The sequence below is a fragment of the Mesorhizobium sp. WSM4310 genome, from assembly GCF_007003935.1.
Classification (GTDB): domain Bacteria; phylum Pseudomonadota; class Alphaproteobacteria; order Rhizobiales; family Rhizobiaceae; genus Mesorhizobium.
The window spans coordinates 49,702-72,513 of record NZ_VFTA01000016.1; the positions used below are offsets into that span (position 1 = coordinate 49,702).

Genomic DNA, 22,812 nt, shown 5'->3' on the forward strand with positions numbered 1-22,812 from the left:
GCCCAAGCGGTTGAATCGTCGTGTTGCAGAACCCCAGACGGGTCATGACTGCTATTCTTAGGACAGTGCGCAGCAAGCCGCTACTCGCTGCACTCCAGGCACACCATTTCCATAATCAAGCGGTGGGTGCTATGTTGACCGAGCTGTCGACCAGGGAACGGTGTGAGGCCTCAGATCCCTCCATATTGTTGCACCCGCCGGTCCAACAGGACTGCAGGTCCGGCCTCAAAGGATCTTGGCTGCTATGGCGACATTGCGGTGCACGCCGCTTTCCGACCAATGATGTGCGTCCAGGTCGAGGCCGGCCCTAATGAACCACCGCCTTGGCACCCTCGCCCATCTCATTTCGGCATCGACAAGCTAGACCAGAGCGCACTTGCAAGGCGCCATGCAGTCCTGTCGGCGGGCGAACTGTTGGTGACGGGTACAGCTGCGAGCGAACGTTCATCCACCGACGCACAGCGCGGACTGTCGCTTTTCAAATTAGGAAATCTCTGTAGCCACCATTCATGAGCGCGCGGCCACGCGAGACGGCCCGACGGATGCGGTCGCGCAGATGATCGCGAGGATCCGCCCAGTCGGCATGGACGCGCCGTTGACCGATGAGAACTTCGGCGAGCTCGCGATGAGGTGCTCCGGCGAGCGAACCGTCGAGCGCACGAAGAACGAAGGACAAACGAACGCCGCGCTTTTCCGGCGCAAACAAGCGGGGGGGCAACTGTTGCCCTAGACTGAGAGCATTGAGGCACTCCAGTCCCCTCAGTCGATGCTTTAAAAGCACCGCGGGCCAGATGGCTTGCGTATGCAGGCAAACAGGGTGGAGGATATTCGCGCCCGAGACGGCGAGCTGCAGCGCGTGGTCCGCATTGCGAAGAAGAACATGCTGGCTCTTGTCGGGCGCCAGCAGGACGATTGCACGACAGGGCAATGCCGAGAGTTCGAACGGCGGTGTCGGCGACGAGGCAGGCAACCGTTCCGCAATGACCGGCAGCACATGGACGCACCAGAGCGGACACCAGAATACGACCGAAGCGCGGCCACAAGACTCCGCGAAACAGAACACCCCAGCGTGACAGGTCGCCGGCCGACGCGACCATATCGAGAAAGGATTGGAGAGACCAAGTCTTGCAATGCTGGCGCGCAGCGGTCAGATCGCGCTGGAACGCTGGATTGCGGCGTAAGAACTCCCAAGCCCACTCCCGCAGCGTCAGGCCAGCGGTGTAGTCGTATGATCTTTCATCCCGCCAATCGGCCTGATCCGCGCCAGTCAGGAGATTCATGACTGACATCCCCTGCCCGCGCCTGCGTGCGTCGAAACATTATGCCACTTCGCAAAGCATCGGCGAAGGCAGCAGACGTCGAAGACCCCGTTTCGTTGAAGCGTCAGCCATCGCCACTGTCGGCGACAGAAGATGTGCCCAAATTGCCACCAGACCGTCGAACTGGCACAGCGACGGCCAGCGCGACCTGGAATTGATCCCGTAACGGTCATCGGCTCCTGCGTCGCGATCCAGACGTCCCTTGAAGGCGCAGTAGCGCGGCAGTGGATCGCACGCTGCTTGTCGGCAAGTTGTCGTAGCGGCGGCGCCATAGGCACGGTCATCGGAGGGTCTCCTGCGGCAAGCTTTCGCCATTGGAGGCCAATCTCCCCGCTAGGGCAGCCTGTGCAGTTGCACAGGTGAAGCGGATCAATCAGGGGGAGCCATGGCGGAAACTGGATGATGGCGGCTTGAGGAGAGCGGCGTATCGAGGCGGGTGATGAAGCCTGCCAGTACCTCTCAAGGAGAGTGATACGCCATGAACGAGACTATCAACACATTGTTCGCCTTCGTCAGCCCGACGAAATCGATGATACCCTGACGGATGTACTTCGCAGCGGCGCGCGCAAATTGCTTGCGCATGCGATCGAGATGGAGGCCGAGGCGTATGCCAAGGCGGTCGACTGCCTGACGAAAGATCATATTGCGTCGCTGGCGCTCTACGATTTCCCCGCCCAACACTGGGATCATCTGCGAACGTCCAATCCCATCGAAAGCGTCTTTGCAACCGTTCGCTATCGCACGGTGCGTACCAAGGGCTCGCTATCCTCGAAAACCGCCCAGCTGATGGTCTTCAAGCTGTTGGCCGCGGCCAGGAAGTGGCGACGATTGAAAGGACAAAATCAGTTGCCGAAACTCATCGCAGGTGCCAGGTTCCTGGACGGAATCCAGGTCATCGAAACGAAGCCGCAGAGCGCCGCTTGATCAGCCTCGTCACCCAAATTCCAGCATAGCTCCATCGGAACTGCCAGCCTTCCTTGCCGATCAGGCGCATATCAGCGCTGACGATACCGAGGACGGCGATGGCGGTCACCTCCAGGCCGCCGAGTAACGACCCTCAAAACACCGCACTGGTCGAGGCCAGCCTGAACCGGTATCTTGTGCCTGCCCTCGGGAGTCGCTCTATCCACCATGTGATCGACACCGACATTGCTAACATCACCAAGAAGATCGTCGCCGGGGGTCACCCGCAAGCGGCTAACACGGCCTTCTGGTGTATGCGGGCATTTTTCAACTGGTGTCGCAAACCGCCGCAACGGCTCATCCGCGGTTTCCCCGCGAGGGATTGGAAAATCCGGATCCGGCCCCGATCGTCAAGCGCAAGCGAGTGGTGAACGATGCCGAACTGGCGGCTATATGAACGGGCTGTGAGCCCGAACCGGGCGATATCGGCTATTCGTTCGGCTCCATCGTCAAGCTGCTCATTCTGACCGGACAGAGGCGTACGGAAGTTGCCGCGATGCGTTGGTCCTCAACCTTGAAGCCGGAACATGGAACTATCGGGTGACCGCACGAAGAACGAAGAGCCTACGCTTATTCCGCTGTCCACACTGGCGGTGTCGGTCCCCCAGACGGTACCGAAGACCAATGACACGTTTTTTTCCCTGCGAGGGGCAACGAAAGAAGCCACTTCTCAGGCTACGCGAAGGGCAAGAAGGCTCTAGACGGCAAGGTCAATACTGACGGGGTGGCTTTGGAGAACTGGACCCTTCACGATCTGCGCAGGACGCTCGCGACAAATCTCGGCAGGCGGCAGGTATTGCCACACGTCATCGAGCACATACTGAATCACAAGGCGGCGTCCTTGACAGACATTGGCGAAATCTACAATCTCTATAGCAACGTCAAGGAGAAGCGCGAGGTGTTGCAGATGTGGTCAAATCACATCGAATGGCTGATCAAGCAGGCTGCGGATGACGCTCTGGCGGCGTAGCTGCTGGCATGGGCGGAAGATGCGGCGCAACAATCGTCAGAGCCTCATCGAATTGGAGAGCATGCTTGACCAGCAAATGCGCGGCCAATGCTTCGATGGCCGACCAGTGATCGAGTACTAGCCGGGCCGTGCAATCTTCGATCCGCCCCCAATCGGGGCGGCGCGGCATCAGGAACCGCAACTCACCATAGATTCGCTTGGCATCCGCGTAGTCGCTGCTCCCCTCATTCCCATCGGACGCATTCATCGCCATATCGCGCGGGTCCAGATAGCCTTCGAATGCGGATTCTGCAAAAGGACCTGCCAGACACGCAACTATCTCCCGGATCGCATCATCGCGTTCCAAACATCGATCCATATCGTCCTCGAAAATCGGCTTTCGCTTCGAGGTGAATCCTTGCGCTGAATAAAAACCCGCGCCTTCGACAACACCACCGCACTCTCCGTCACCGACGTCGGGGTAAATACTAACACTTGAGAAAGCAGGGAGTTCACGGTCGTCGTCGAACGTCTGACGGTGCAAAACGATGGCGGCCACCGCGTGCCCGGCTTCGTGATGCGCCACAAGCGGCAGATATTGGGAGGCTACATTCATGCGGTGCGGCTCTCAGGTCTAGTTTGCTTTTGCGCATAGGACCGCAATTGTCGTGCCAACTGGGAAAATCGTTTCGGGCAATGCGATCGCTCCGATAGCGTTGCGTCTCCTGTCTGACATTGTTGGGAAGTCGACACGCGCCCGTCGCAATGCGGTCGACCTTCCGCGCGAGTTGGGTGACCCGTGAAGGCGGCCGACCAGGACGATGTTGCGCTGATCGGCGACGAAGGCGCGGCCGGGCGAGATCGCGCATCAGGGGGTGACCGGCGTGTCGGCGAAGTCGAAGTCGTCGATGTCCTTGGCCAGCGGCAACTTGGCGACAGCGAACTGGTATTTGATGGAGCGGGCCTGCTTCTCCGATATCTCGGCCTGCAAGAGATCACCGACAATCCTGGGCGGCTCGTGCCGTCGCTTGATGGCGACGCGCCCATGATCTCGTCATAGGCTCTGCGCATTCCGTAGAGCTTCAGCGCTCCCATCAGTTCCAGTACCTCGGTGCGTTCCATGGCTGTTTGTCCTCCTGAGACTGTCATAGCGGGTGCAGTCGGCGACCGCTCGTGAGCTAGCTTCAGCGCTTGGGGAATGGAAAGGATCGTGCCCGGCGCCGGATCGCGGCTGCGGGCCAGGATGTTGAGGATCACCGGCGCCGACGATGCACCGTGCTCGATGGCTTCCTGACAGGCGGCCTCGACCGCGCTCAATCCGTCGGTCAGCACCCAGGTGAGGATCAACACCATCTGCCGGTCGACGTCATCAACCGCCTTGAGCTGCGCCGCACCTTCTCCATTGCCGACCGCACGACCCAGCCAAGGAACGGCGCGCGCCGTGTGCCAGGGATCGTAGGCGACCTCGTTGCGGCCAAAGGAGCGAACGTGTTCTCCCACGACCACGCCATCCTCTGGCGGATGCGATCCGATCGACATAAGCATGGATCTCGATGGGCCGACCGACGGCACTCGACAGCACCGAGTATTTGTTGTTGTCGAAGCGCACCGTGCAGGTCTTCGACACCGACGGGGGAATGCAATGGAAGCCGTCGAAGCGACCGGCAGCCGCTCCCGCTGCGGCTTGGCCGCATTCGCCGACAGCAGCCGGTCCCGCGTCTCACGCCGAGCTCCCATGCGGGGATAGGGCTGGTGCTTGCGCTCGTAGCGGAACTGCGTCTCCTCAGAACGCAGGACCTTGCGCACCACCTTGCGCGAGATCTTCAGCTCACGGCAGATCGCTTTGATCGACTTCCCCTGGACCAGCGACAGCCGACGTATCTTTGCAATCGTCTCTAAAACCAACATCCAAAACACAAATGCCTCCGATCAAGCCGGAGGCATCTTGATGACCCCATCGTTAAGGGGTCCCGTTTGGACGAAAATCACCCTTTAAACAGGGTCCCCATTCCACGAAAAATCAATGCACTACCTTCCAAAGCTGCGAGAGATCGCCACCGACCGCTTTGAAGGGGCTTTCGGCGGTCTCGTCAGCGAGGTTGTGGCATGAAGAAACATCAATCCACAGCATTGGGCCGAAGCATGCCACGGGCTCATGCCGCGGGAGAGCGGGAAGATATTCTTGAAAGAAGAAGCGGTCTCCGACATCAATACCGACAGGATGGGCAGCTTTCTCACATCACTTGAGGTCGAGCGTGGCAGTTGCGACCCGCAATGCAAGGCTGGCGGCGATGCATGCCTTTGCGCGGTTCCTGATTTCGGAGCACCCCGAATATTAGGATACGCTGCAACTGGTGGTGACACTTCCCTTCAAGAGGGCGCGTGGGTGGCACCTGTCGAATATCTCGATGAGCCCGGAAATCAAGAGCGTCCTGGCGCGTATCGTCCGCCGCACGCCTTCTGGACAGCGGGATTACGCTCTGTTTTCGCTGATGTTCAATACGGATGCACGAGTTCAGGGATCCTGAATCTTCGATTGTGACCTTCGTCTGGTATCGCCCTGTCCCGCCGAGCAAAGCAACGACCGCCCCACACTGCTCACCCGGTTCGGTGTTCCATACTTGCTGCGCACACATGGCTGCGGGCGAAGGAACCACCATGGCGGAAAAAAGCATCCATCATCGCCCTTTGCGGGACACGACGGCCATCCACCTCGTCAAGGCGGGTGTTGACATCGCCACCATCAGTCGATGGCCAGGCCACTCGGGCTGAACTAACGATGCGCTACGCCCAGGCCGGTATCGATATGAAGCGGCAAGCGCTCGAACAAGGCTTCCCCGACGTGATGTCATCGGCAAAAGATCAGACGATCATCGCTTTGATGGCTGGATGTTTGGCTGGCTGCACCGCTTGTAGACGCTCAGTTATGTGGAGTTGTATCGCGGGAAGTCGCGCGTCTTGGGCTTTTGCGGTGTCAGCTCCACATCTCTCCGCAGTGCACGTTGTCACTGTTGAAGAGCCGTTTGTTCAATCTTCGTCCTGGCACGGCAAGGGTTGTCGATATTGTGGGCGTCTTGCGCTTGCCGAGCTTGTCCGAAATCCAGCGCCGGATCAGGCGTGAACACTGTTGCGTAGTTCGTCAGCCAGAGCGCGGAGAACGTCGGCGCTTCCTTCCAGCGCCGTAAAAGCGTAGGGATTGAGGAACTGTCGGCCCCAGAACAGATTGCGATCTGTGCCGGATAGCGTAGCTTCCTCGCTGACACGCGGCCAATTCTCCGCAATGCATCGGAGCTGGCCTTCAACAATCGCAAGAGCTTCCGGCGCGCTGAGCAGGAAGTGATGCGCCGCTTCAAGGCAGGACGCTATCCGGCTCATGCGGTTATTGCCGCTGATGAGCATGGCCTGGCTGGCCTCCTGGCCACTGCGGGCCTGCGGACAAATATCGTACGCAGGCGTGAGGGTGAGCTTAGCGCCGTCCCAGAATGCCGCATGGTTGCGGGCATGATCGTCGGTGTTGCCGCAAAGTATGTTGAAGACAATGCGGCTGAACAACTCGCGCAGAGTTTCCGACGGCGCGGTGAATCGGTGGCGAATGATCTCCGCCAAATCCTGGTAGCTGGCGTAACGCGCCATCATCTCATCGAGCGCGAGCATCGTCAGCGCTGAGACCATGGATTTGCGTTGCCAGCCGCCCGTGACCTTGATCCGGTCGAATCGCTCGACGAGCAACACGTCGTTGCCTGCGGCGCGAACGAGCGAGACGGATGCCGCTCTGATGCCGCACAAGGCGGCAAGCCGCATGGCTATGAATTCTCCTTTGACGACGCTGTAAAGGTCGGCAGACGAGGAAAATTTCGCGACATGCTTGACGGCGTCACCCTCGATCAGCGCCTTTGGCCTTGCGCCGCCGATCGAGCTGCCGTGATGCAGCGCCTGATCTAATTCGGGGGTGAGCGGAATACCTTTCTCTACCCGCTCCGCCGATTGGACAAGCTCTTCGAGAGTGGCATTGGCCAGTGCGCGCGGCTCGTAATGCATTGGCGAAAACTGAAAATCGAGCGCGCCGATGCGGTCCGAGCCTGATTCCAGCAAGAACGTCAGTTCTGAAATATCGAGCCGCGCGATTTCATCGCCCTTCACACCGAATTTGCGGTTTAGGATAACCCGTCGTCCCCAGGCATCAGGGGCAGCATCGCGGATGCATCCCGGCATGGTTAGGCCAGGAAGCAAAGGCAATTCGCCTGCCTTCAGGGGCAGTTCCGGGAGATAAAGCGGGATCGCGCTTCCCAGTTCACGAAAGCTCCTGCCATAGTTGAAGCTGACGAGTCCGTCATGGGCATATAGCCGCCCGGCGACAACCGGCGCGGTCTCGCCCGGCAGCCAGACCCAGACATAGGCTTCGTCGTACTTGGGGACCTTAGAACTCATCGACGATCTGCTTGCCGGCCTTGTAGACGTGCTTCGGCAGCAGCGCGATGCGATCGTCCATGCGGCCTGTGAGGGCTGTGATGCCATTGCCGTCGGCATCGAACAGCTTCACACCGACAATGGCAGCAGCTTCGAACATCAGTCCGATTTCGACTTTGGGATCGCCCTTCTCGATGCGCTGCAGGGTGCTGCGTGAAACACCGATTCTCTCGGCTAACTCCTGTGCGGTTAACCGGTGCTGCATCCGGCCAAGCCGGATGGTCTTACCGAAAAGGCCAAGCGCTTCCATCGCGTAGCGCGAATAGGTGCGTTTATACGTTGCCTTCATTCGGGTCTCTGTGACCTATGCATGATCCATATCGCCTTCTTTCGAACTTTATATAGGTAATGTCACAGAGCGACTGCCAAAGTCAAGACTCCGTATCGCAAGCGTTACCCATCCGAACGAGGAAGGCGGATATTGCCGACGGCTCCTGCACAACCGGCCAGCTCTGCGCGTCTCGGGCGAGGCGGAGATCTGGCGCTGGATCGCGGACAGCCTTGAGACGCCTCGCATGAGTCATTCATGGGCGGTCCCTGGTGCGGGGCCGCGGCGCTCGACTGCTGGCCGACATTCTCGGCGGCGGGACCCGCATCCGGCTACACCAGCACTTTTCGACCGCATACGCGCCCAGCTTCTCTCCGAAATCATTGCCAATGAGCGCGAACCTCATGCGATCGCCGAGCTGGCCTGGCGGCGCGGAATCTACGCACGCATCCGTATTCGAGACCGCCCAAGGGAGGCTGACTAGCGTAACGCCCTCCGATCTAAGCGCCTTCCACAAAGCCGCTTTCGCACGCGACGGGCTGCATGTGGCGGTCGTAGGCGACATAGATGCCAAGCCCTGAGAGTAAGGCTCTACCAGCTGTTCGGCGATTTGCCTCAGAAACTGGCGCTTGCCGGCGCGAACCAGTGGTATCGCGAGGGCGAGCACGCCGAGCGCTTTTCCTCCGCCCTCCACTGACCACAGACCCGCACGCAACGAAGCCGCGCTCGATCTTATCGTGGCGTGGCTAGGTGCAATGTTTGCTCTCGCCATCAGGCCGGCTTTCCCGATGGCGTGGTCAACCTGATCTATGCGTCCGAAGGTGATCGCGTGGGCCGTGAACTCTGCACCAATTCCAAAGATCAGCTTTACCGGTTCGAACGAGGTCGGACGGCTGCTGATGCGTCAGTGCTCTGACCAGATCAAGAAGGTCAGCCTTGAAACCGGCGGCAATGCACCTTTCATCATCTTCGATGATGCCGACATTGACGGTGCTGTTGACGGTGCGGTCCAGGCGAAGTTCCGCAATGCCGGCCAGACCTGCGTTTCCGCGAACCGCATTTACGTCCAATCGAGCGTTCACGATGAGTCCGCCGAGAAATTGTGGAGAAGGTCCGGCACTTATCAGTGGTCCGACGTCTACTCCCGGAGCGAAGCCGTCGCCAACCCAAGATCGAGTCCCACATCGCAGATGATAATTCGATGCGGGGCCGAACGATAAATATGCATGCTTTGGCCACCCCGAGGCAGGGCTCATTGAGATGATCCGACCGCCTTGGAACAAAGATGGGGTAGAGCAGATGAAGCGTTGGCAGCGTGTCTCCATTCGACGCGAGCGCTTAGGATGGGATCACGATCATTCGCATCACGCGCAGCCGCAAGGGCGATGCCATGGCTACTTTGGAATCGTTGAAGTGGTTTGAGCCGGACAGTCACAAATACACCCGTTACGCCGCGGCTCAGGAAACGGGGCGGCGTCCGGCGGTGGAGGTGCTCGCTGACTTAAAAAGGGTGCGGGCAGTCGTTGCGCTTGAGAGCGACGACATTTGGGATCCGGCACGGGGTGACCTGCTGCCAATCGGCAGTTAACAGGGTCCGACAAAAGTGTGCACAACATGCTGCTGAAGTGGCCTCCGGAAGCGCTACCGGAAGTTACGCGTCTTGAACTTGATAGGGTCGATATGGTCATACTGCATCGACGATGTCGCGCCCCTTCGGCATGCCGCGCGGATCGATGCCCGATCCGCCGTGATGAGCCTCGTCCCTCGGCCGTGCGGCAACGGAAACGGCGTCTTGCGGTTTCCCACGCTGGCCAGCCCGGCCGACAGATCGGTCAGCTCGTGGGCGACGAGGTGCACCACCTCCTCTTCCGTCGGATGCGTCCGCGGACGCCGAGCATGGCCGAAGCAAGAAGCACGCGCCGGAATTTCTCGAGAGATCTTGACCCAGACGACGACGTTTGCCGCACCCGTCTCATCCTCCAGAGGAACATGAAGCCTTTGGCCGAGCCCGGCCGCTGCCGGACCAGCACCAGGCCGGCGGCCTCGAGCCAGCTTCTGCCTCGCGCCTGCATAGCATCCTGACAGGTCACGGTGCGGCGCCGGTTAGGCGGCACGCCGATTTTGGCAACGCTAGCCTGTGAACTGAAGAATGAAGGTCGGACTTGCGGCACATCGATTAGGTTCAAATGATAAGTTGCTGCCCGGCGAGGTCGTTTCAGCGCATCTCGACTGGTGGGTCGGCAAGACAATGCGGAACGGAAATGATCGCAGGCGTAAAGGACGGCTTTCGGGGCCGGAAGCTTCAGGCCTGGAACCGGACCCCAGTTTGGCGCAAGCATCGTGGCCTCCGCCCGGTCAGGCATTCACCGGCTCGCGAAATGCCAATTGATTCTGCTTAACCGGGCATACCTAAACGGCCACTTGCGTTCCGATCTCGACCACACGTCCGGTCGGGATCTGGAAATACTCCGTCGCGTCGGCGGCCGTGCGCGCCAAGCCGATGAACAGCTTGTCCTGCCACACCGGCATGCCGGAGTTGGGTGACGCCTTGAGCGAGCGACGCGACAGGAAGAAGGACGTCGTCATGATGTCGAACTTCCAACCCTGCTTGCGGCAGATCGCCAGCGCACGCGGGATGTTAGGCTGTTCCATGTAGCCGAAGGTCAGTGTCACCCGCATGAACAGCTCATTGATCGTTTCCATCTTGATCCGCTCGCTGTCGGGCACCACGGGCTGCTGCGCCGTCACCACAGAGAGGATGACGTTCTGTTCGTGCAGCGCCTTGTAGTGCTTCAGGCTGTGCATCAACGCGGTCGGCGCACTGGCGGGATCGCTGGTCAGGAACACGGCCGTACCGGACACCAGCTGCGGTTTCTTCTTCAACAGATTGCCCGCAAGGAAATCGAGCGGAATCTGGTTCCTGCGCGTCTTGTCAAATAGATACCTGCTGCCTCTTATCCAAGTCCACATGGTCATCACGATCACTGCGGCAATGGCAAGCGAGGCCCAGCCGCCTTCGAATACCTTGACGATGTTAGCTGCAAAGAAGCCGGTATCGATGAAGACGAACACCGCCATTAAGGCTATCGCGACGCCGAGCGGCCATTTCCAGATGCGCGTCATCACAACAAAAAGCAGTATGTTCGTCACCAGCATATTGCCGGTCACCGAAATACCGTAGGCCGAGGCCAGCCGGCTGGATTCGCCGAAGCCGACCACCAGCAGCATCACCACCAGCGCCAGCATCAGGTTGATGCGCGGCAGATAGATCTGGCCCGACTGTTTTTCCGACGTGTGCTGGATGACGAAACGCGGCAGCATGTTGAGCTGTACCGCTTGCCTGGTCAGCGAAAAGGCGCCGGAGATCACCGCCTGGCAGGCGATCACGGTCGCCGCCGTGGCAAGCACGACCATCGGAATAAGCGTCCAGCCCTGGTTCATCTCGAAGAACGGATGACCGACAACGCCGCCATTTGCCAGCACGAAGGCGCCTTGCCCGACATAATTGAGCAACAGACAAGGGAACACGATCGCCAGCCAGGCGAGCACGATCGGCTTGCGGCCGAAATGGCCGAGGTCGGCGTAGAGCGCCTCGGCTCCGGTGACGGCGAGGAAGACTGCACCAACCGTAACGAAGGCGACGTCAGGCGAGTTGACCAGGAACGACACGATGTAATGCGGGCTGATTGCCAGCAGGATTTCCGGGTCGTCCATGATGTGGTTGAGCCCGGAAAGGCCGATGGCCAGGAACCACAGCGCGGTAACGGGTCCGAACACCAATCCTACGCCGCCGGTGCCAAACCGCTGTACCGCAAACACGATCGCCAGGATGGCCAGTGTCAGCGGCACCACATAGGGCTGGAACGTCGGCGTGACGACATTCATACCTTCGACCGCCGACAGTACCGAGATTGCCGGCGTAATGACGGCGTCGCCAAAAAAAAGCGCCGCGCCGACGATGCCGATGCCGATGCCGATGCCGAGGATCACCGCAGAGCAGGTCGGGAAACTGTTGCGCGCCAGCGCCATAAGCGACAGCACTCCGCCCTCGCCTCGATTGTCGGCGCGGAGCACGAACATGATGTATTTGATCGTCACGGTGATCGTCAGGGACCAGATGATCAGCGAGAGTACGCCGAGGATGTCGCCACGGCTGGCGACGTTGCCACCCGCTGATGCATGCAACGCCTCGCGAAATGCATAGATCGGGCTGGTGCCTATATCGCCATAAACGACACCTAGTGCGCCCAACATCAGCGCCTTGGTGCTGTGCTGCTCGACCTCAGAATGGCTCGATTGTTCGACAGGTTCTGCCTCGTTACCAGCATTGGTAAGGGCCATGGACGACACTCCGATAAGCGCGCGGTGCTCTACGCTTGCTGCACTGCAATATCAAGTTCCGTCACGTAATGTCTGCCGTCTCGCCTGTCGTTGCTCGCCTTGGTAGACTCGCCAGCCCGCAGCCCTACCGAGCAGCAATAGCGCCCCGGCAGAACCCTCAATCGCCCAGATCAATGAATGGTTATCGCCCACAGTGCCCCCCCGCGATGCGGCCGATGGCGACCAGGGTGTCGTGGGCGCACAAGGATGGCGCTTTCCTGATGACGCCGTGCTCCAGGTGTGATCGCACCGTTGCTGCGCAAGCCATTTACTTGCTCGTCCCAGCGAGGACCGTGGCCAACTGGAACGCAGGGCCACGCCGCTCACCGGCCGCACTTTGCGGCGCAGATAACGATTCGATCTCCGCGGCGAGATTCTGGTTGAAGAAGCCACCAAGCTTGTCGAAGGACACACGGTCGTAATATCGACATGCCAGTATCCGCAACCCAGAAAAGCTCCTTGGGCTCCGCTGCGCGCGCCACGAACAACCCGATCTTCTCTGCGAAGAGGACGCCGTAATCCTTCAGGTTGAAGCCAAACCGGGGGGCGGCCGTGACGTATGGGCGAAGGGCTAGGAGGCGGGTTCGGTGAGGAACGGCATTGATGTCCACGCCGTCTCCTGGAAAGACAGAGGAATGCGGTGTCACCGACTGGCGCCGGAGGTTGATCCGGTGATTAGGAGGAGCACTCGTTGTCGGATTCTCGACGATGTCGGACATCTGACACAACGCTGCCAGAGCGATCACGTTGTTCCGAAACGATTTTCCCAGTTGGCACGACAATTGCGGTCCTATGCGCAAAAGCACTGCGATGCCGCACCGACTGGAAGAACTCATCAATGATCACGCTTTTCGAACATGTGGGCGCCGCTACCAACACTAAGCGTTCCCGATCAAACGGAAGCCTCTATCCCTTCTTTCTGAAGGCTGTCCGGACATGAACGCATTTGATGTCCGTCCAACGCTGGATGCTCCCGACGACGATCTCTATCTTTGGCTTGAAGATGTGGAAGGCGAGCGGGCACTTGCCTGGGCCGCCGGCCAGTCGGCAAAGACCCTGAAGCACTTCAGTGGAACGCAGTTCGAGCGCGACCGCGCGACTCTGAAGGCAGGCCTGTTCCCTAAGCGGCGTCGCATCTCCCCCGGCCGAGTCGCATGGCTTGAATCCGATATCAGGGCTTGGATGGAAACTAGATCTGAGAGCCGCACCGCATGAATGTAGCCTCCCAATATCTTCTCCCGTCTGTGGCGCATCACGAAGCCGGGCACGCGGTGGCCGCCATCGTTTTGCACCGTCAGATGTTCGACGACGACCGTGAACTCCCTGCTTTCTCAAGTGTTAGTATTTACCCCGACGCCGGTGACGGAGAGTGCGGTGGTTTTGTCGAAGGCACGGTTTTCTATTCAGCGCAAGGATTCACCTCGGAGCTAAAGCCGATTTTCGAGAACGATATGGATCGACATTTCCAACGCGATGAAGCGATCCAAGAGATAGTTGCGTGTCTGGCAGGTCCTTTTGCAGAATCCGCATTCGAAGGCTATCTGGACCCGCGCGATATGGCGATGAATGCGTCCGATGGGAATGAGGGGAGCAGCGACTACGCGGATGCCAAGCGAATCTATGGTGAGTTGCGGTTCCTGATGCCGCGCCGCCCCCGTTGGAGGCGGATCGAAGATCGCACGGCCCGGCTAGTACTCGATCACTGGTCAGCCATCGAAGCATTGGCCGCGCATTTGCTGGTCAAGCATGATCTCCAATTCGATGAGGCTCTGACGATTGTTGCGCCGCATCTTCCGCCCATGCCAGCAGCTACGCCGCCAGAGCGTCATCCGCAGCCTGCTTGATCAGCCATTCGATGTGATTTGACCACATCTGCAACACCTCGCGCTTCTCCTTGACGTTGCTATAGAGATCGTAGATTTCGCCAATGTCTCCGGTGCGGGCTCACAGCCCGTCCATATAGCCGCCAGTCTGCTGCCTTCGAGTGGCCCATGTTGGCCGCGGCCAGGAAGTGGCGACGATTGAAAGGACAAAATCAGTTGCCGAAACTCATCGCAGGTGACGGTCTGGTGGCAATTTGGGCACATCTTGTGTCTCGTCGCCAGTAAACACGGATGCCCGGCAGGAGCTGAGCTCGCTGCCGGCGGAAATCGTAGAGCGCCAGCGACGCATTCTGATCTTTCGTCAGGCAGTCGACCGCCTTGGCATACGCCTCGGCCTCCATCTCGATCGACCTGAACCGGTATCTTGTGCGCCATCCGGACGATCTGGGAAAGCTTGGCCGGGCCGGCGCCTTCCCAGGCGCACGGGAAGCGCGACGACCCATGTGGACCTTGGATTTCACTCCGCACTTACGCTGCTTTGGCCTTGTCAGCAGCCTGAGCATAAAGCGTGCTCAGCTTTCAGGCCGAGCACTCATCCATTGTTGACAGCACCTGTCGTCATTCAGGATCGCCCCATTCTCGCAGGCCGCTTGCAGCTTTCAGGCTGTTGTCAGCCAGGGCCGCCATAAAGGGTCTCGTTAAACAATTCAGGAGGCCGTTCCAATGAACAATCAGTTTGCGAGACTTTTTCGAGGACCAGGTATGCAGGCTTGTTTCAGGACAAAGAACTTTCTGGCGGCAACCACCGCGATGACGACGGTATTCCTGCCGGCTGTGTCTCTCGGGGTGGGTCTGGTAGCATTTCCAACTGGAGAAGCGTTGGCCGACGACCCGATTTCGATCCCGCTGGAGTATGTCGGGGAAGGCCATGACCGCCTGGGCATCTGGGCCAAGATCAACAATGGCAACGCGCAGCGATACGTATTCGACACGGGCTCGGACCAGCTCAACACGCAGATCGGGTCAGAGGTGACCGGGGTCCGCCCGATTGCCGACACGCCTTACGTATATACGTACGGGGACGGAACGTATGGTAATAAGCTTCAGAACGTGGAAATTGATAAATTTACATATGTCGATCCAGATCAAAAGATAACAATCGACGGGCCGTCTGTAAGCGATAAGAAATACCGGGCTGCTCGCATTCTCGATTTTGTCTATACCCATGCGTATTGCAAGGACAACAATCTTAAGTGCACGCCGGGATCCGTGACGGATGGACTTAAAGATATGTATGGTCAGGATCTCCAAGAACCTTATCACGCCGATAAGGAGCAGCGGGCGAAAATGACCGCTGGCAAGATGGCAGACGAAGGCGGCGATTTCGCAGGTACATTCGGGGCCGGCGATTTTCTTGGCAAGACAAGTGTCTGGGGCATGATGGGCAGTGTCACCAGGTCTGGCTACGTGGTCTCCGCCAATGTGAATCCGGATTCCGAGAGCGACCAAACGCCTGGCTGTTCCCCCTGCACGATTGTCAACCTCAATCCAAGCCTCCGGGCCCAATATACTAATGCCATGCCATGGGGAGAACCCGAGGAAAAAGATCAGGATTCTTATCAGAATTTTCCTGGCTCTGGCGCCAATGCCTCGACCGAATACGAAGGCAGCTACAATCTGCAGTACACGGTTAAGGATGGAGCCCCACCAATCACCGACCCCAACAAGACCGCGGTATTGCTCGACACCGGCACACCGGGCGGTGGCAGTCTGGAGATCAGTGATGCGATGCTGAAGCAATTTCAGGATGCGGGCGTCAAACTTAAAAATGTTCGGAGAAATGAGCAACGCGAGATCGTAAGCGCATCGGGCAACATCCCGAGCGTTACAATCGCAGGAACGGATGGCGATCCGGTAAGGCTGGACAATATCGACTTCACCTACACCAGCGGCACGACGGAACAACCCAATGACCAGACCAGTTTTGTTGCCGGTCTTGACTTCTTCAAAAACAGATCGGTCATTTTCGATCTGGAGAAGAAGTATACCGCTTATACGTCACATTTCGTCACTGCCAGCAACTTCTCTACCGATTCATCCGCACCCGAAGGGACCGGTCTGAGCAGGATCACGACGAGCATGGGGAATGAGGGCGGGTTCGGCATAGCGGGTGTCGTCTCCGGCTCCGGATCGCTGACGCTTGATACAAAGACGGTGGTCCGGATGACGAATGTCAACACCTACACCGGCGAGACGAATATTGCTCAGGATGCCTATCTCTCGCTTGCGGGGCTCGGCAACATCCAACGGTCAGCGAAAGTCGTTGCAGACGGCACGTTCGATATCTCCGAACATGGAAATGGCAGCGACTATTGGGGAATCTCCGACGCCTACAACGATGCCCGTATTCGTAGCCTGAGTGGCAGCGGAACGGTCGAACTGGGCAAGCGTACCCTGGTGCTAACGGATTCGAACGACACGTTCGCCGGCAGCATCAACGACCTCGACGTTGATAACAATAATATGGGCGGCAAACTATTCGTTGCCGGTGGCGTGCAAACGCTGAGCGGAAAGAACAATTTTTCCGGCATGACGACGGTCGGTTCCGGCGCGGGATTGCTGCTTGCCGATACAGGTGTGCTTTCCCATGATGCGACCACGTCCGGCTTTCTCGGGAATGACGGGCAGATCGGGGGCACGGCTATCGCAAACAGCGGCGGTGTCGTCGCAGGCGGCGGCACCTACGGTGCGGTCACCATTTCCGAGGGCGGCACGGTCGCTCCTGGCAGTGCGACCGATCCGAGCAGGATCGTCACCACACTGACTGTCACGGGCGATTTCGCGCAGCAGTCCGGATCGATCTATCAGGTCGACCTCGCAAGGTCGTCCGATCTCATCGATGTTGGCGGAGCAGCGGCGATCGACAGCGGCGCGCAGATCGAGCTGCTGCGGCAGGGAACGCTATCGGTCGATGCCCGATATACTCTGCTCTCCGCAGCAGGCGGCGTAAGCGGCACCTATGGCGGGCTGACGGGGGCTCTGGCGACAGACGCGACGCCCTTCGTCGATTTCCAGCTCGTCTACGATGCCAACAATGTCTATCTCGATATCAGCCGCACATCGACGGCGTTTGCCGATGTAGCCAGCACCTTCAATCAACGCTCGGTCGCCGCAGCGGCTCAGGCGCTTGGAAGCGGTAATCCGATCCAGGACAACATCCTGTTCCTGACGGCGCCGGAAGCCCGCAACGCTTTCGATATGCTATCAGGCGAGGTTCATGCTTCCATTCATAGCGGCCTCATCGAGGACAGTCATTCTGTACGCGATGCCGCGAGCGAACGGATCCGTGCGGCGTTCGACGGCGTCGGTGCCTCCAGCGTTCCGGTGATGACTTATGGGCTGGGTGGTCTGGAACTGGCCCCGGCAACGAGTGAGAATTTCGCCGTATGGGGCCGTGGCTTCGGCGCCTGGGGTCATCTCGACAGCGACGGCAATGCCGCCGGTCTCGATCACTCGACAGGCGGCTTTCTGGCTGGCGGTGACGCGGCTGTCGGCGAAAGCTGGCGGCTCGGCCTCATCAGCGGCTACAGCCATACCTCCTTGGAGGCGGACGATCGCGCGTCGTCGGGCTCGAGCGAGAATTACCATCTCGGTCTTTTTGCCGGCACGCAGAACGGCAATCTCGGTTTTCGTTCCGGCCTTGCCTATACCTGGCACAGCATCGAGACCGGCAGGTCCGTGGTCTTTCCAGGCTTCGCCGACAGCCTTTCGGCCGATTACGACGCCGGCACGTTCCAGGCCTTTGGCGAGCTCGGCTACCGTATCAATACGGCTTCGGCTTCCTTCGAGCCCTACGCTAATCTCGCTTATGTGAATTTTGACGCCGATGGCTTCACCGAGAATGGCGGCGCAGCCGCCTTGTCGAGCGGGGATCGCTCGAGCGACACGGCGTTTACCACGCTAGGTCTGCGTGCGTCGACGGTACTGACCCTCGGCACCGTGACTGCTACCGCGCGCGGCGGTCTTGGCTGGCGCCACGCCTTCGGCGACGTCAGGCCGGATACCGCTCTTGCCTTTGCTGGCGGTTCCTCCTTCGCCATCAAGGGCGTGCCGATCGCAAAGAACGCAGCTCTGCTCGAAGCTGGGCTTGACGTAAACATCACCGAGAACGCGACGTTCGGCATCGCCTATCAGGGACAGATCGCCTCGGATGCCCAGACACACGGGTTCAGCGCCAAGCTCGGCGTCCGTTTCTAAATCACCCGCAAAAGAGATTGGTTATGAAGTCAGTGAGTGCATTTTCTTTTACCGTCGTTCTCGGCTCAGCGACGGTGATGTCTGTGTCCGCCGCGCGAACGGACGATGCCTGCTACAACAAGGCACAAAGCCTATGATGACGCAATGTTCAATCGACGACCTGAAGCCAGTCGATGGCGAGCTTGACAAGCTCTACAAGGAGATGGAGACCCGGCTCAAAGAGTCCCGGCGCATGTCCAGGAACTGGTCGAGACCGCGAGGGGCTACAACGCCACCTCGGAGAACACGCGCGACGCCTACCCCAAGGATTGGCGGCATTTTTCCTCCTGGTGCCGGCGCGCTGGCTTCGATCCCCTGCCTCCGGGCTCGAAGGTGATCAGGCTCAATATCAGCGCCTGTGCCTCGGGCACCGCCGCCGGCGATCCGAAGCGTGGCGCCCCTGCCCTTTAGTTTGCGACCATCGAGCGGCGGCTTTCCGGCCTCGCCTGGAACTTTACCCAGCGCGGCCGGCCGTTGGACCGCGCGGAGCGGCATATCTATAAGGTTCTTGCCGGCATTCGCCGCAAGCACGCAAAGCCACCGCGGCAGAAAGAGGCGGTCCTGGCGACGATCTGCTGGCGATGATCGCCACGCTCGGCCACGACCTCAGGGCCTGCGCGACCGCGCTATTTTGCTCCTGGGCTGTGGCGGCGGCCTGCGGCGCTCCGAGATCGTCGGTCTCGACGTCATGCGCGACGACAACAGCGATGGCGCCAGCTGGATCGAGATTTTTGACGGCAAGGGCTGCTGGTCACCCTGCGCGGCAAGACCGGCTGGCGCGAGGTCGAGGTCGGCCGCGGCTCCAGCGACCACACCTACCCCGTAGTCGCGCTCGAGAGCTGGATCCGCTTTGGCCGCATCGCACGTGGACCCCTGTTCCGCCGCATCTTGTCGATCAGGTCGATATAATACGAAAAAGCCGCCGCCATTCGGGACGGGCGTCGGCTATCATGTCCAGCCATTATGCGGCGAGCGGATAGCTTTCGCCGGACCAGGCAGAGAACTTGGCGGCAAAAGCCTTCATCTCGTCGACCGCGAATGTGGTGCGCGGTTGCGAACTCGACTTGCTGGGCGAGAGGGACCTCGCCGAGAAAGGCGCTGACATGAGCGGGATGCTGCTTGGCCAAATCGAGATCCGCAAAGCAATCGGCCAGCGCCGCGTCGTCCAGCTGTACGCTGCAGGGCGCGTTCACGTCGTCAAGACGGATGCCAAATGCTTGCTCATAATGGCCGCAAGGTAATCGTTTCGGGTCGGAGACACAAGTTGCCGCCTCCTTCGCCGTAGAGTGGCCCGATACAATCACGATCGATATTGCCACCTCTTATCGATAGTGATCGCATAGTTCCCTGATTCGACTCTCAACCGCTCATATCAAGCGATTACTTCCATGTATCTGCTGCGCTAGCCCGTCCTGGCCTTGGAGTGTCGCTCCTCACCTCCTCCACCACTCACCAGCCCGATGGGAGTATCGCCCGCCAGCAGCTTCTCCTTGCTGAGCAGCGCGGCAACCTCAATCGCCTCGAAATCGGGCAAATCCCGCAGTGTGTCGAGGCCGAAGTGCAACAGGAAGGTCTTGGTCGTGACGTAGGTGTAAGGCGTGCCAAATTCAGCGGGCAGGCAGACGTTGACCCACAACAATCAAGGGGACGGTGCAGGCCAAGATTGCGGCAGGGCTTGGGCCCCCCACCCTTCTCCTCAGAACTCCGCTGCTTCCAGCTGGCGGCTGAAACTCACAGGCGCAGCCAGCTTGGTCTCTAACAGCATCGATCGCATCATGGTGTCTGCCATGAATCCGTGTGCGTGAAGCGCTCCAGAGCGAAGATGTTGGGCGTCAACCAGGTTCACTCCAATGAGCTTCACTTCTCGAGTTCTGCACAGTGTCCACGACTGGCGCCGGAGGTTGATCCGGTGATTAGGAGGAGCACTCGTTGTCGGATTCTCGACGATGTCGGACATGTGACACAACGCTTCCAGAGCGATCGCATTGTTCCGAAACGATTTTCCCAGTTGGCACGAAGGTTGCGGCCCTATGCGCAAAAGCACTGCGATGCCGCACCGACTGGAAGAACTCATCAATGATCACGCTTTTCGAACATGTGGGCGCCGCTACCGACACTGAGCGTTCCCGAGCCGACGGAAGCCTCTATCCCTTCTTTCTGAAGGCTGTCCGGACATGAACGCATTTGATGTCCGTCCAACGCTTGATGCTCCCGACGACGATCCCTATGTCTGGCTTGAAGATGTAGAGGGCGAGCGGGCACTTGCCTGGGCCGCCGGCCAATCGGCAAGGACTCTGAAGCACTTCGGTGGAACGCAGTTCGAGCGCGACCGCGCGGCTCTGACAGCCATTTTCGACAATCGCGACAATCTTCCCCTGATCGCGCGCCGTAGTCAGTACCTCTACAATTACTGGCGAGATGACGGTAATCCACGCGGACTGTGGCGCCGGACCACCCTTGCCGCCTACATGAAGGCGGATCCCCAATGGGAGCTACTGCTCGATCTGGATGCTCTCGCGGCTAGCGACGGAGAGGACTGGATCTGGGACGGCGCGTCCATCGAGCCGGAGAGACGGGAAAGAGCCGTTCTGCGCCTGTCGCGCGGCGGCAGCGACGCGGTCGTGCATCGCGAATTCGACCTGATTTCTCTGAGCTTTGTCGCCGACGGCTTCAACCTCCCCGAGGCCAAAGGCTACGTTAATTGGCTGGACCCTGACACGCTTCTGCTTTCCAGTGCGCTTGGTAATGGCATGGCCACCCGCTCCGGCTATGCGCGCACAGTTCGACTGTGGAAGCGTGACGCGGATCCCCTCACCACGCCGGCAATCTTCGAGGCCGGGTTCGAAAGCTTCCAAGTGTCTGGTCATTCGGACCGCACCGGCCGCAGCGAGCGCCTTTGGTTCATCGAGCAGCCGGCCTTCTTCGAGAAGATCAGCTGGATCGGCGATAGGAGCGGGCCGAGGAGGCAGATCGATCTTCCTCGCGACGCGTCGTGGCGGGTCTTCGGCGACTGGCTGGCGGTAAGGCCGCGCAAGCCCTGGACGGTGGGAGGCACCACCCATCCCGCCGACGCGCTGATCGTCATCTCGCTTTCCACTTTCCTCGCCGGCGGACGCCGTTTTGAGACCCTGTTTCAACCAGGGGAAAGGCGCTCCATGCAGTCATTCTTCTGGAATGACGGGAAGCTCATTATCTCTTACCTCGTCAATCTCGCACCGCGTTTCGAGATGTTCACTCCCGGCCACCAGGAATGGACGCGCCGAGTCCTGAACACCCTGCCCGCCGAAGGTACTGTCGACGTCTGGTCATTCGATGCGGCAGTTCACGAGACCAATGGAGAGGTCCTGATCTGTGCTCAGGATCCGATCACGCCGCCGCAGCTCTTGCTGTTCGATCTGAATGCCGCGCCGTCTCTCAGCGCTTCAGCAATCCTGAAGCGCAGCCCGGAGAATTTCGATGCATCCGGACTGGTGGTCACGCGCCACGAGGCAGTCTCTATCGATCATGAGCTGATCCCCTATACGCAGGTTGGTCCGGCGAACGGGAACGGAGATGCTCCGATTCACCTTTCCGCTTATGGCGGGTTCGGCGTATCATTCCTGCCCTACTACAACTCCCCGCTGGGCAAGCTGTGGCTCGAGCGCGGTGGCACGTGTGTCGAGGCGAACATCCGCGGCGGCGGCGAGTTCGGCACCCGCTGGCACGAAGCCGGGCGCAGGGAGGGCAAGCGTCTCGCCCACGACGATTTCGCCGCCGTTGCCTCCGACCTCGTGCGAAGGGGCATCACCCTGCCGAGGCGGATTGCCGCCGAGGGTGGCTCAAATGGCGGCCTGCTGATCGCAAACATGCTGACCCGCTATCCTGAGCATTTCGGGGCTCTGTTCTGCACAGCACCGCTTATCGACATGCGTCGCTACACCAAGCTCTTGGCGGGCGCGAGCTGGATCGACGAATATGGCGATCCGGACAAGGTTCACGATTGGGCTTTCCTGAAGGAAATCTCCGCCTATCACGCCGCAGCGCCGGGACAGCCCTATCCGCCTATCCTGATCGCCACCACGAAACGCGACGACCGCGTCCATCCGGGCCATGCGCGCAAGATGGCCGCAAAACTGCAGGCTCTTGGCTATCCCGCTTACTTCTACGAGGCCAGCGCAGGCGGGCACGGCTGCGGCGAGGACAATCGGGAGCAAGCCGCATTCATCAGTCTAGGCACCAATTTTCTCCGCAGCGCAATCGGCTTCAACGATCACCCTCCGGAGACGGCGGAACGCGTTGCAACGCAAGAGGGGCATTTGAGGTCCATCAACAATTCATTCGAGCAGGAGACGAAATAGTGCAGTGCAT

The 22,812-nt window shown here is 59.6% G+C and carries 14 protein-coding genes and 6 pseudogenes; 10 read left to right on the top strand and 10 right to left on the bottom strand.

The features are described from left to right. Positions 1 to 478: 478 nt before the first annotated feature. The gene (locus FJV80_RS18305; RefSeq protein ID WP_224570032.1) at positions 479 to 994 is read right to left on the bottom strand and encodes a DUF2285 domain-containing protein; all 516 of its coding nucleotides are present in this window, start codon (positions 992 to 994) and stop codon (positions 479 to 481) included. Between the two features lie 793 nt (positions 995 to 1,787). Between FJV80_RS18305 and FJV80_RS18310 the strand changes: the two genes are divergently transcribed. Both FJV80_RS18310 and FJV80_RS35590 read left to right on the top strand, forming a co-directional pair. After that, positions 1,788 to 2,243, top strand: a complete 456-nt coding sequence (locus tag FJV80_RS18310) for a transposase (protein ID WP_256748481.1) — start codon at positions 1,788 to 1,790, stop codon at positions 2,241 to 2,243. Positions 2,244 to 3,123: 880 nt separating this feature from the next. Next, entirely contained in the window at positions 3,124 to 3,252 is a 129-nt protein-coding gene (locus FJV80_RS35590) for a hypothetical protein (RefSeq protein ID WP_135907184.1), read from the top strand. Here the strand turns inward: FJV80_RS35590 and FJV80_RS18320 are convergent. The 3 genes and pseudogenes from FJV80_RS18320 to FJV80_RS35085 form a co-directional block, all read right to left on the bottom strand. After that, complete coding sequence (locus tag FJV80_RS18320; protein WP_063169279.1) at positions 3,218 to 3,847, bottom strand: hypothetical protein; 630 nt, start codon at positions 3,845 to 3,847, stop codon at positions 3,218 to 3,220. The two genes, FJV80_RS35590 and FJV80_RS18320, sit on opposite strands and share 35 nt — an antisense overlap. Before the next feature lie 192 nt (positions 3,848 to 4,039). After that, positions 4,040 to 4,353 (bottom strand): annotated as a pseudogene (locus FJV80_RS18325) (ATP-binding protein); the annotation flags it as partial. A 10-nt stretch (positions 4,354 to 4,363) separates the two neighbouring features. Next, positions 4,364 to 4,897 (bottom strand): annotated as a pseudogene (locus FJV80_RS35085) (IS21 family transposase); the annotation flags it as partial. Between the two features lie 516 nt (positions 4,898 to 5,413). Here FJV80_RS35085 and FJV80_RS18335 point away from each other — a divergent pair. After that, the gene (locus tag FJV80_RS18335) at positions 5,414 to 5,773 is read left to right on the top strand and encodes a hypothetical protein (protein WP_126066776.1); all 360 of its coding nucleotides are present in this window, start codon (positions 5,414 to 5,416) and stop codon (positions 5,771 to 5,773) included. Between the two features lie 569 nt (positions 5,774 to 6,342). Here FJV80_RS18335 and FJV80_RS18340 read toward each other — a convergent pair. Both FJV80_RS18340 and FJV80_RS18345 read right to left on the bottom strand, forming a co-directional pair. After that, positions 6,343 to 7,659: a HipA domain-containing protein gene (locus tag FJV80_RS18340; RefSeq protein WP_063169281.1), complete on the bottom strand. Its 1,317-nt coding sequence runs from the start codon at positions 7,657 to 7,659 to the stop codon at positions 6,343 to 6,345. After that, positions 7,649 to 7,987: a helix-turn-helix transcriptional regulator gene (locus FJV80_RS18345; protein WP_063169282.1), complete on the bottom strand. Its 339-nt coding sequence runs from the start codon at positions 7,985 to 7,987 to the stop codon at positions 7,649 to 7,651. Before FJV80_RS18345 ends, FJV80_RS18340 begins: the two co-directional genes overlap by 11 nt. A gap of 611 nt (positions 7,988 to 8,598) precedes the next feature. Here FJV80_RS18345 and FJV80_RS34565 point away from each other — a divergent pair. Then, positions 8,599 to 9,095: pseudogene (locus FJV80_RS34565) on the top strand (aldehyde dehydrogenase family protein); the annotation flags it as partial. 512 nt (positions 9,096 to 9,607) lie between these two features. Here the strand turns inward: FJV80_RS34565 and FJV80_RS18360 are convergent. Continuing rightward, positions 9,608 to 10,068 (bottom strand): annotated as a pseudogene (locus FJV80_RS18360) (OB-fold nucleic acid binding domain-containing protein); the annotation flags it as partial. A gap of 307 nt (positions 10,069 to 10,375) precedes the next feature. After that, entirely contained in the window at positions 10,376 to 12,307 is a 1,932-nt protein-coding gene (locus FJV80_RS18365; RefSeq protein WP_063169287.1) for a potassium transporter Kup, read from the bottom strand. A gap of 975 nt (positions 12,308 to 13,282) precedes the next feature. On the opposite strand from FJV80_RS18365, the gene FJV80_RS18370 reads away from it, so the two are divergent. The 5 genes and pseudogenes from FJV80_RS18370 to FJV80_RS34570 all read left to right on the top strand — a co-directional run bounded on the left by FJV80_RS18370 (position 13,283) and on the right by FJV80_RS34570 (position 19,706). Next, on the top strand, positions 13,283 to 13,561 hold the full coding sequence (locus FJV80_RS18370) for an AlpA family phage regulatory protein (protein WP_063169289.1): 279 nt from the start codon (positions 13,283 to 13,285) through the stop codon (positions 13,559 to 13,561). Beyond that, a complete protein-coding gene (locus tag FJV80_RS18375; protein ID WP_063169290.1) occupies positions 13,558 to 14,190 on the top strand; it encodes a hypothetical protein in 633 nt (210 codons plus the stop codon). Before FJV80_RS18370 ends, FJV80_RS18375 begins: the two co-directional genes overlap by 4 nt. A 702-nt stretch (positions 14,191 to 14,892) precedes the next feature. Beyond that, the gene (locus tag FJV80_RS18380) at positions 14,893 to 18,426 is read left to right on the top strand and encodes an autotransporter domain-containing protein (protein WP_082826570.1); all 3,534 of its coding nucleotides are present in this window, start codon (positions 14,893 to 14,895) and stop codon (positions 18,424 to 18,426) included. Positions 18,427 to 18,669: 243 nt separating this feature from the next. After that, positions 18,670 to 19,353, top strand: a pseudogene (locus FJV80_RS35090) (integrase); the annotation flags it as partial. Positions 19,354 to 19,469: 116 nt separating this feature from the next. Then, positions 19,470 to 19,706 carry a hypothetical protein gene (locus FJV80_RS34570; RefSeq protein WP_063169293.1) on the top strand — a complete coding sequence of 79 codons (237 nt, stop codon included), beginning with the start codon at positions 19,470 to 19,472 and terminating at the stop codon, positions 19,704 to 19,706. 161 nt (positions 19,707 to 19,867) lie between these two features. On the opposite strand, the pseudogene FJV80_RS18395 reads toward FJV80_RS34570, so the two are convergent. Both FJV80_RS18395 and FJV80_RS18400 read right to left on the bottom strand, forming a co-directional pair. Next, a pseudogene (locus FJV80_RS18395) lies at positions 19,868 to 20,068 on the bottom strand (SMC-Scp complex subunit ScpB); the annotation flags it as partial. A gap of 93 nt (positions 20,069 to 20,161) precedes the next feature. Beyond that, positions 20,162 to 20,422 (bottom strand): hypothetical protein, encoded by a 261-nt coding sequence (locus tag FJV80_RS18400; protein WP_095769041.1) that lies wholly within the window; start codon positions 20,420 to 20,422, stop codon positions 20,162 to 20,164. Positions 20,423 to 20,639: 217 nt separating this feature from the next. On the opposite strand from FJV80_RS18400, the gene FJV80_RS18405 reads away from it, so the two are divergent. Further along, complete coding sequence (locus FJV80_RS18405) at positions 20,640 to 22,802, top strand: prolyl oligopeptidase family serine peptidase (RefSeq protein ID WP_082826571.1); 2,163 nt, start codon at positions 20,640 to 20,642, stop codon at positions 22,800 to 22,802. The last annotated feature ends 10 nt before the right edge of the window (positions 22,803 to 22,812 follow it).

Bases quoted from the DNA above. Each gene is read 5' to 3' on its own strand.
- FJV80_RS18320 (WP_063169279.1), bottom strand. From the start codon at position 3,847: ATGAATGTAGCCTCCCAATATCTGCCGCTTGTGGCGCATCACGAAGCC.
- FJV80_RS18405 (WP_082826571.1), top strand. From the start codon at position 20,640: ATGAACGCATTTGATGTCCGTCCAACGCTTGATGCTCCCGACGACGAT.
- FJV80_RS18345 (WP_063169282.1), bottom strand. From the start codon at position 7,987: ATGAAGGCAACGTATAAACGCACCTATTCGCGCTACGCGATGGAAGCG.
- FJV80_RS18380 (WP_082826570.1), top strand. From the start codon at position 14,893: ATGAACAATCAGTTTGCGAGACTTTTTCGAGGACCAGGTATGCAGGCT.
- FJV80_RS18340 (WP_063169281.1), bottom strand. From the start codon at position 7,659: ATGAGTTCTAAGGTCCCCAAGTACGACGAAGCCTATGTCTGGGTCTGG.
- FJV80_RS18370 (WP_063169289.1), top strand. From the start codon at position 13,283: ATGAACGCATTTGATGTCCGTCCAACGCTGGATGCTCCCGACGACGAT.
- FJV80_RS18400 (WP_095769041.1), bottom strand. From the start codon at position 20,422: ATGTCCGACATCGTCGAGAATCCGACAACGAGTGCTCCTCCTAATCAC.
- FJV80_RS18375 (WP_063169290.1), top strand. From the start codon at position 13,558: ATGAATGTAGCCTCCCAATATCTTCTCCCGTCTGTGGCGCATCACGAA.
- FJV80_RS18365 (WP_063169287.1), bottom strand. From the start codon at position 12,307: ATGGCCCTTACCAATGCTGGTAACGAGGCAGAACCTGTCGAACAATCG.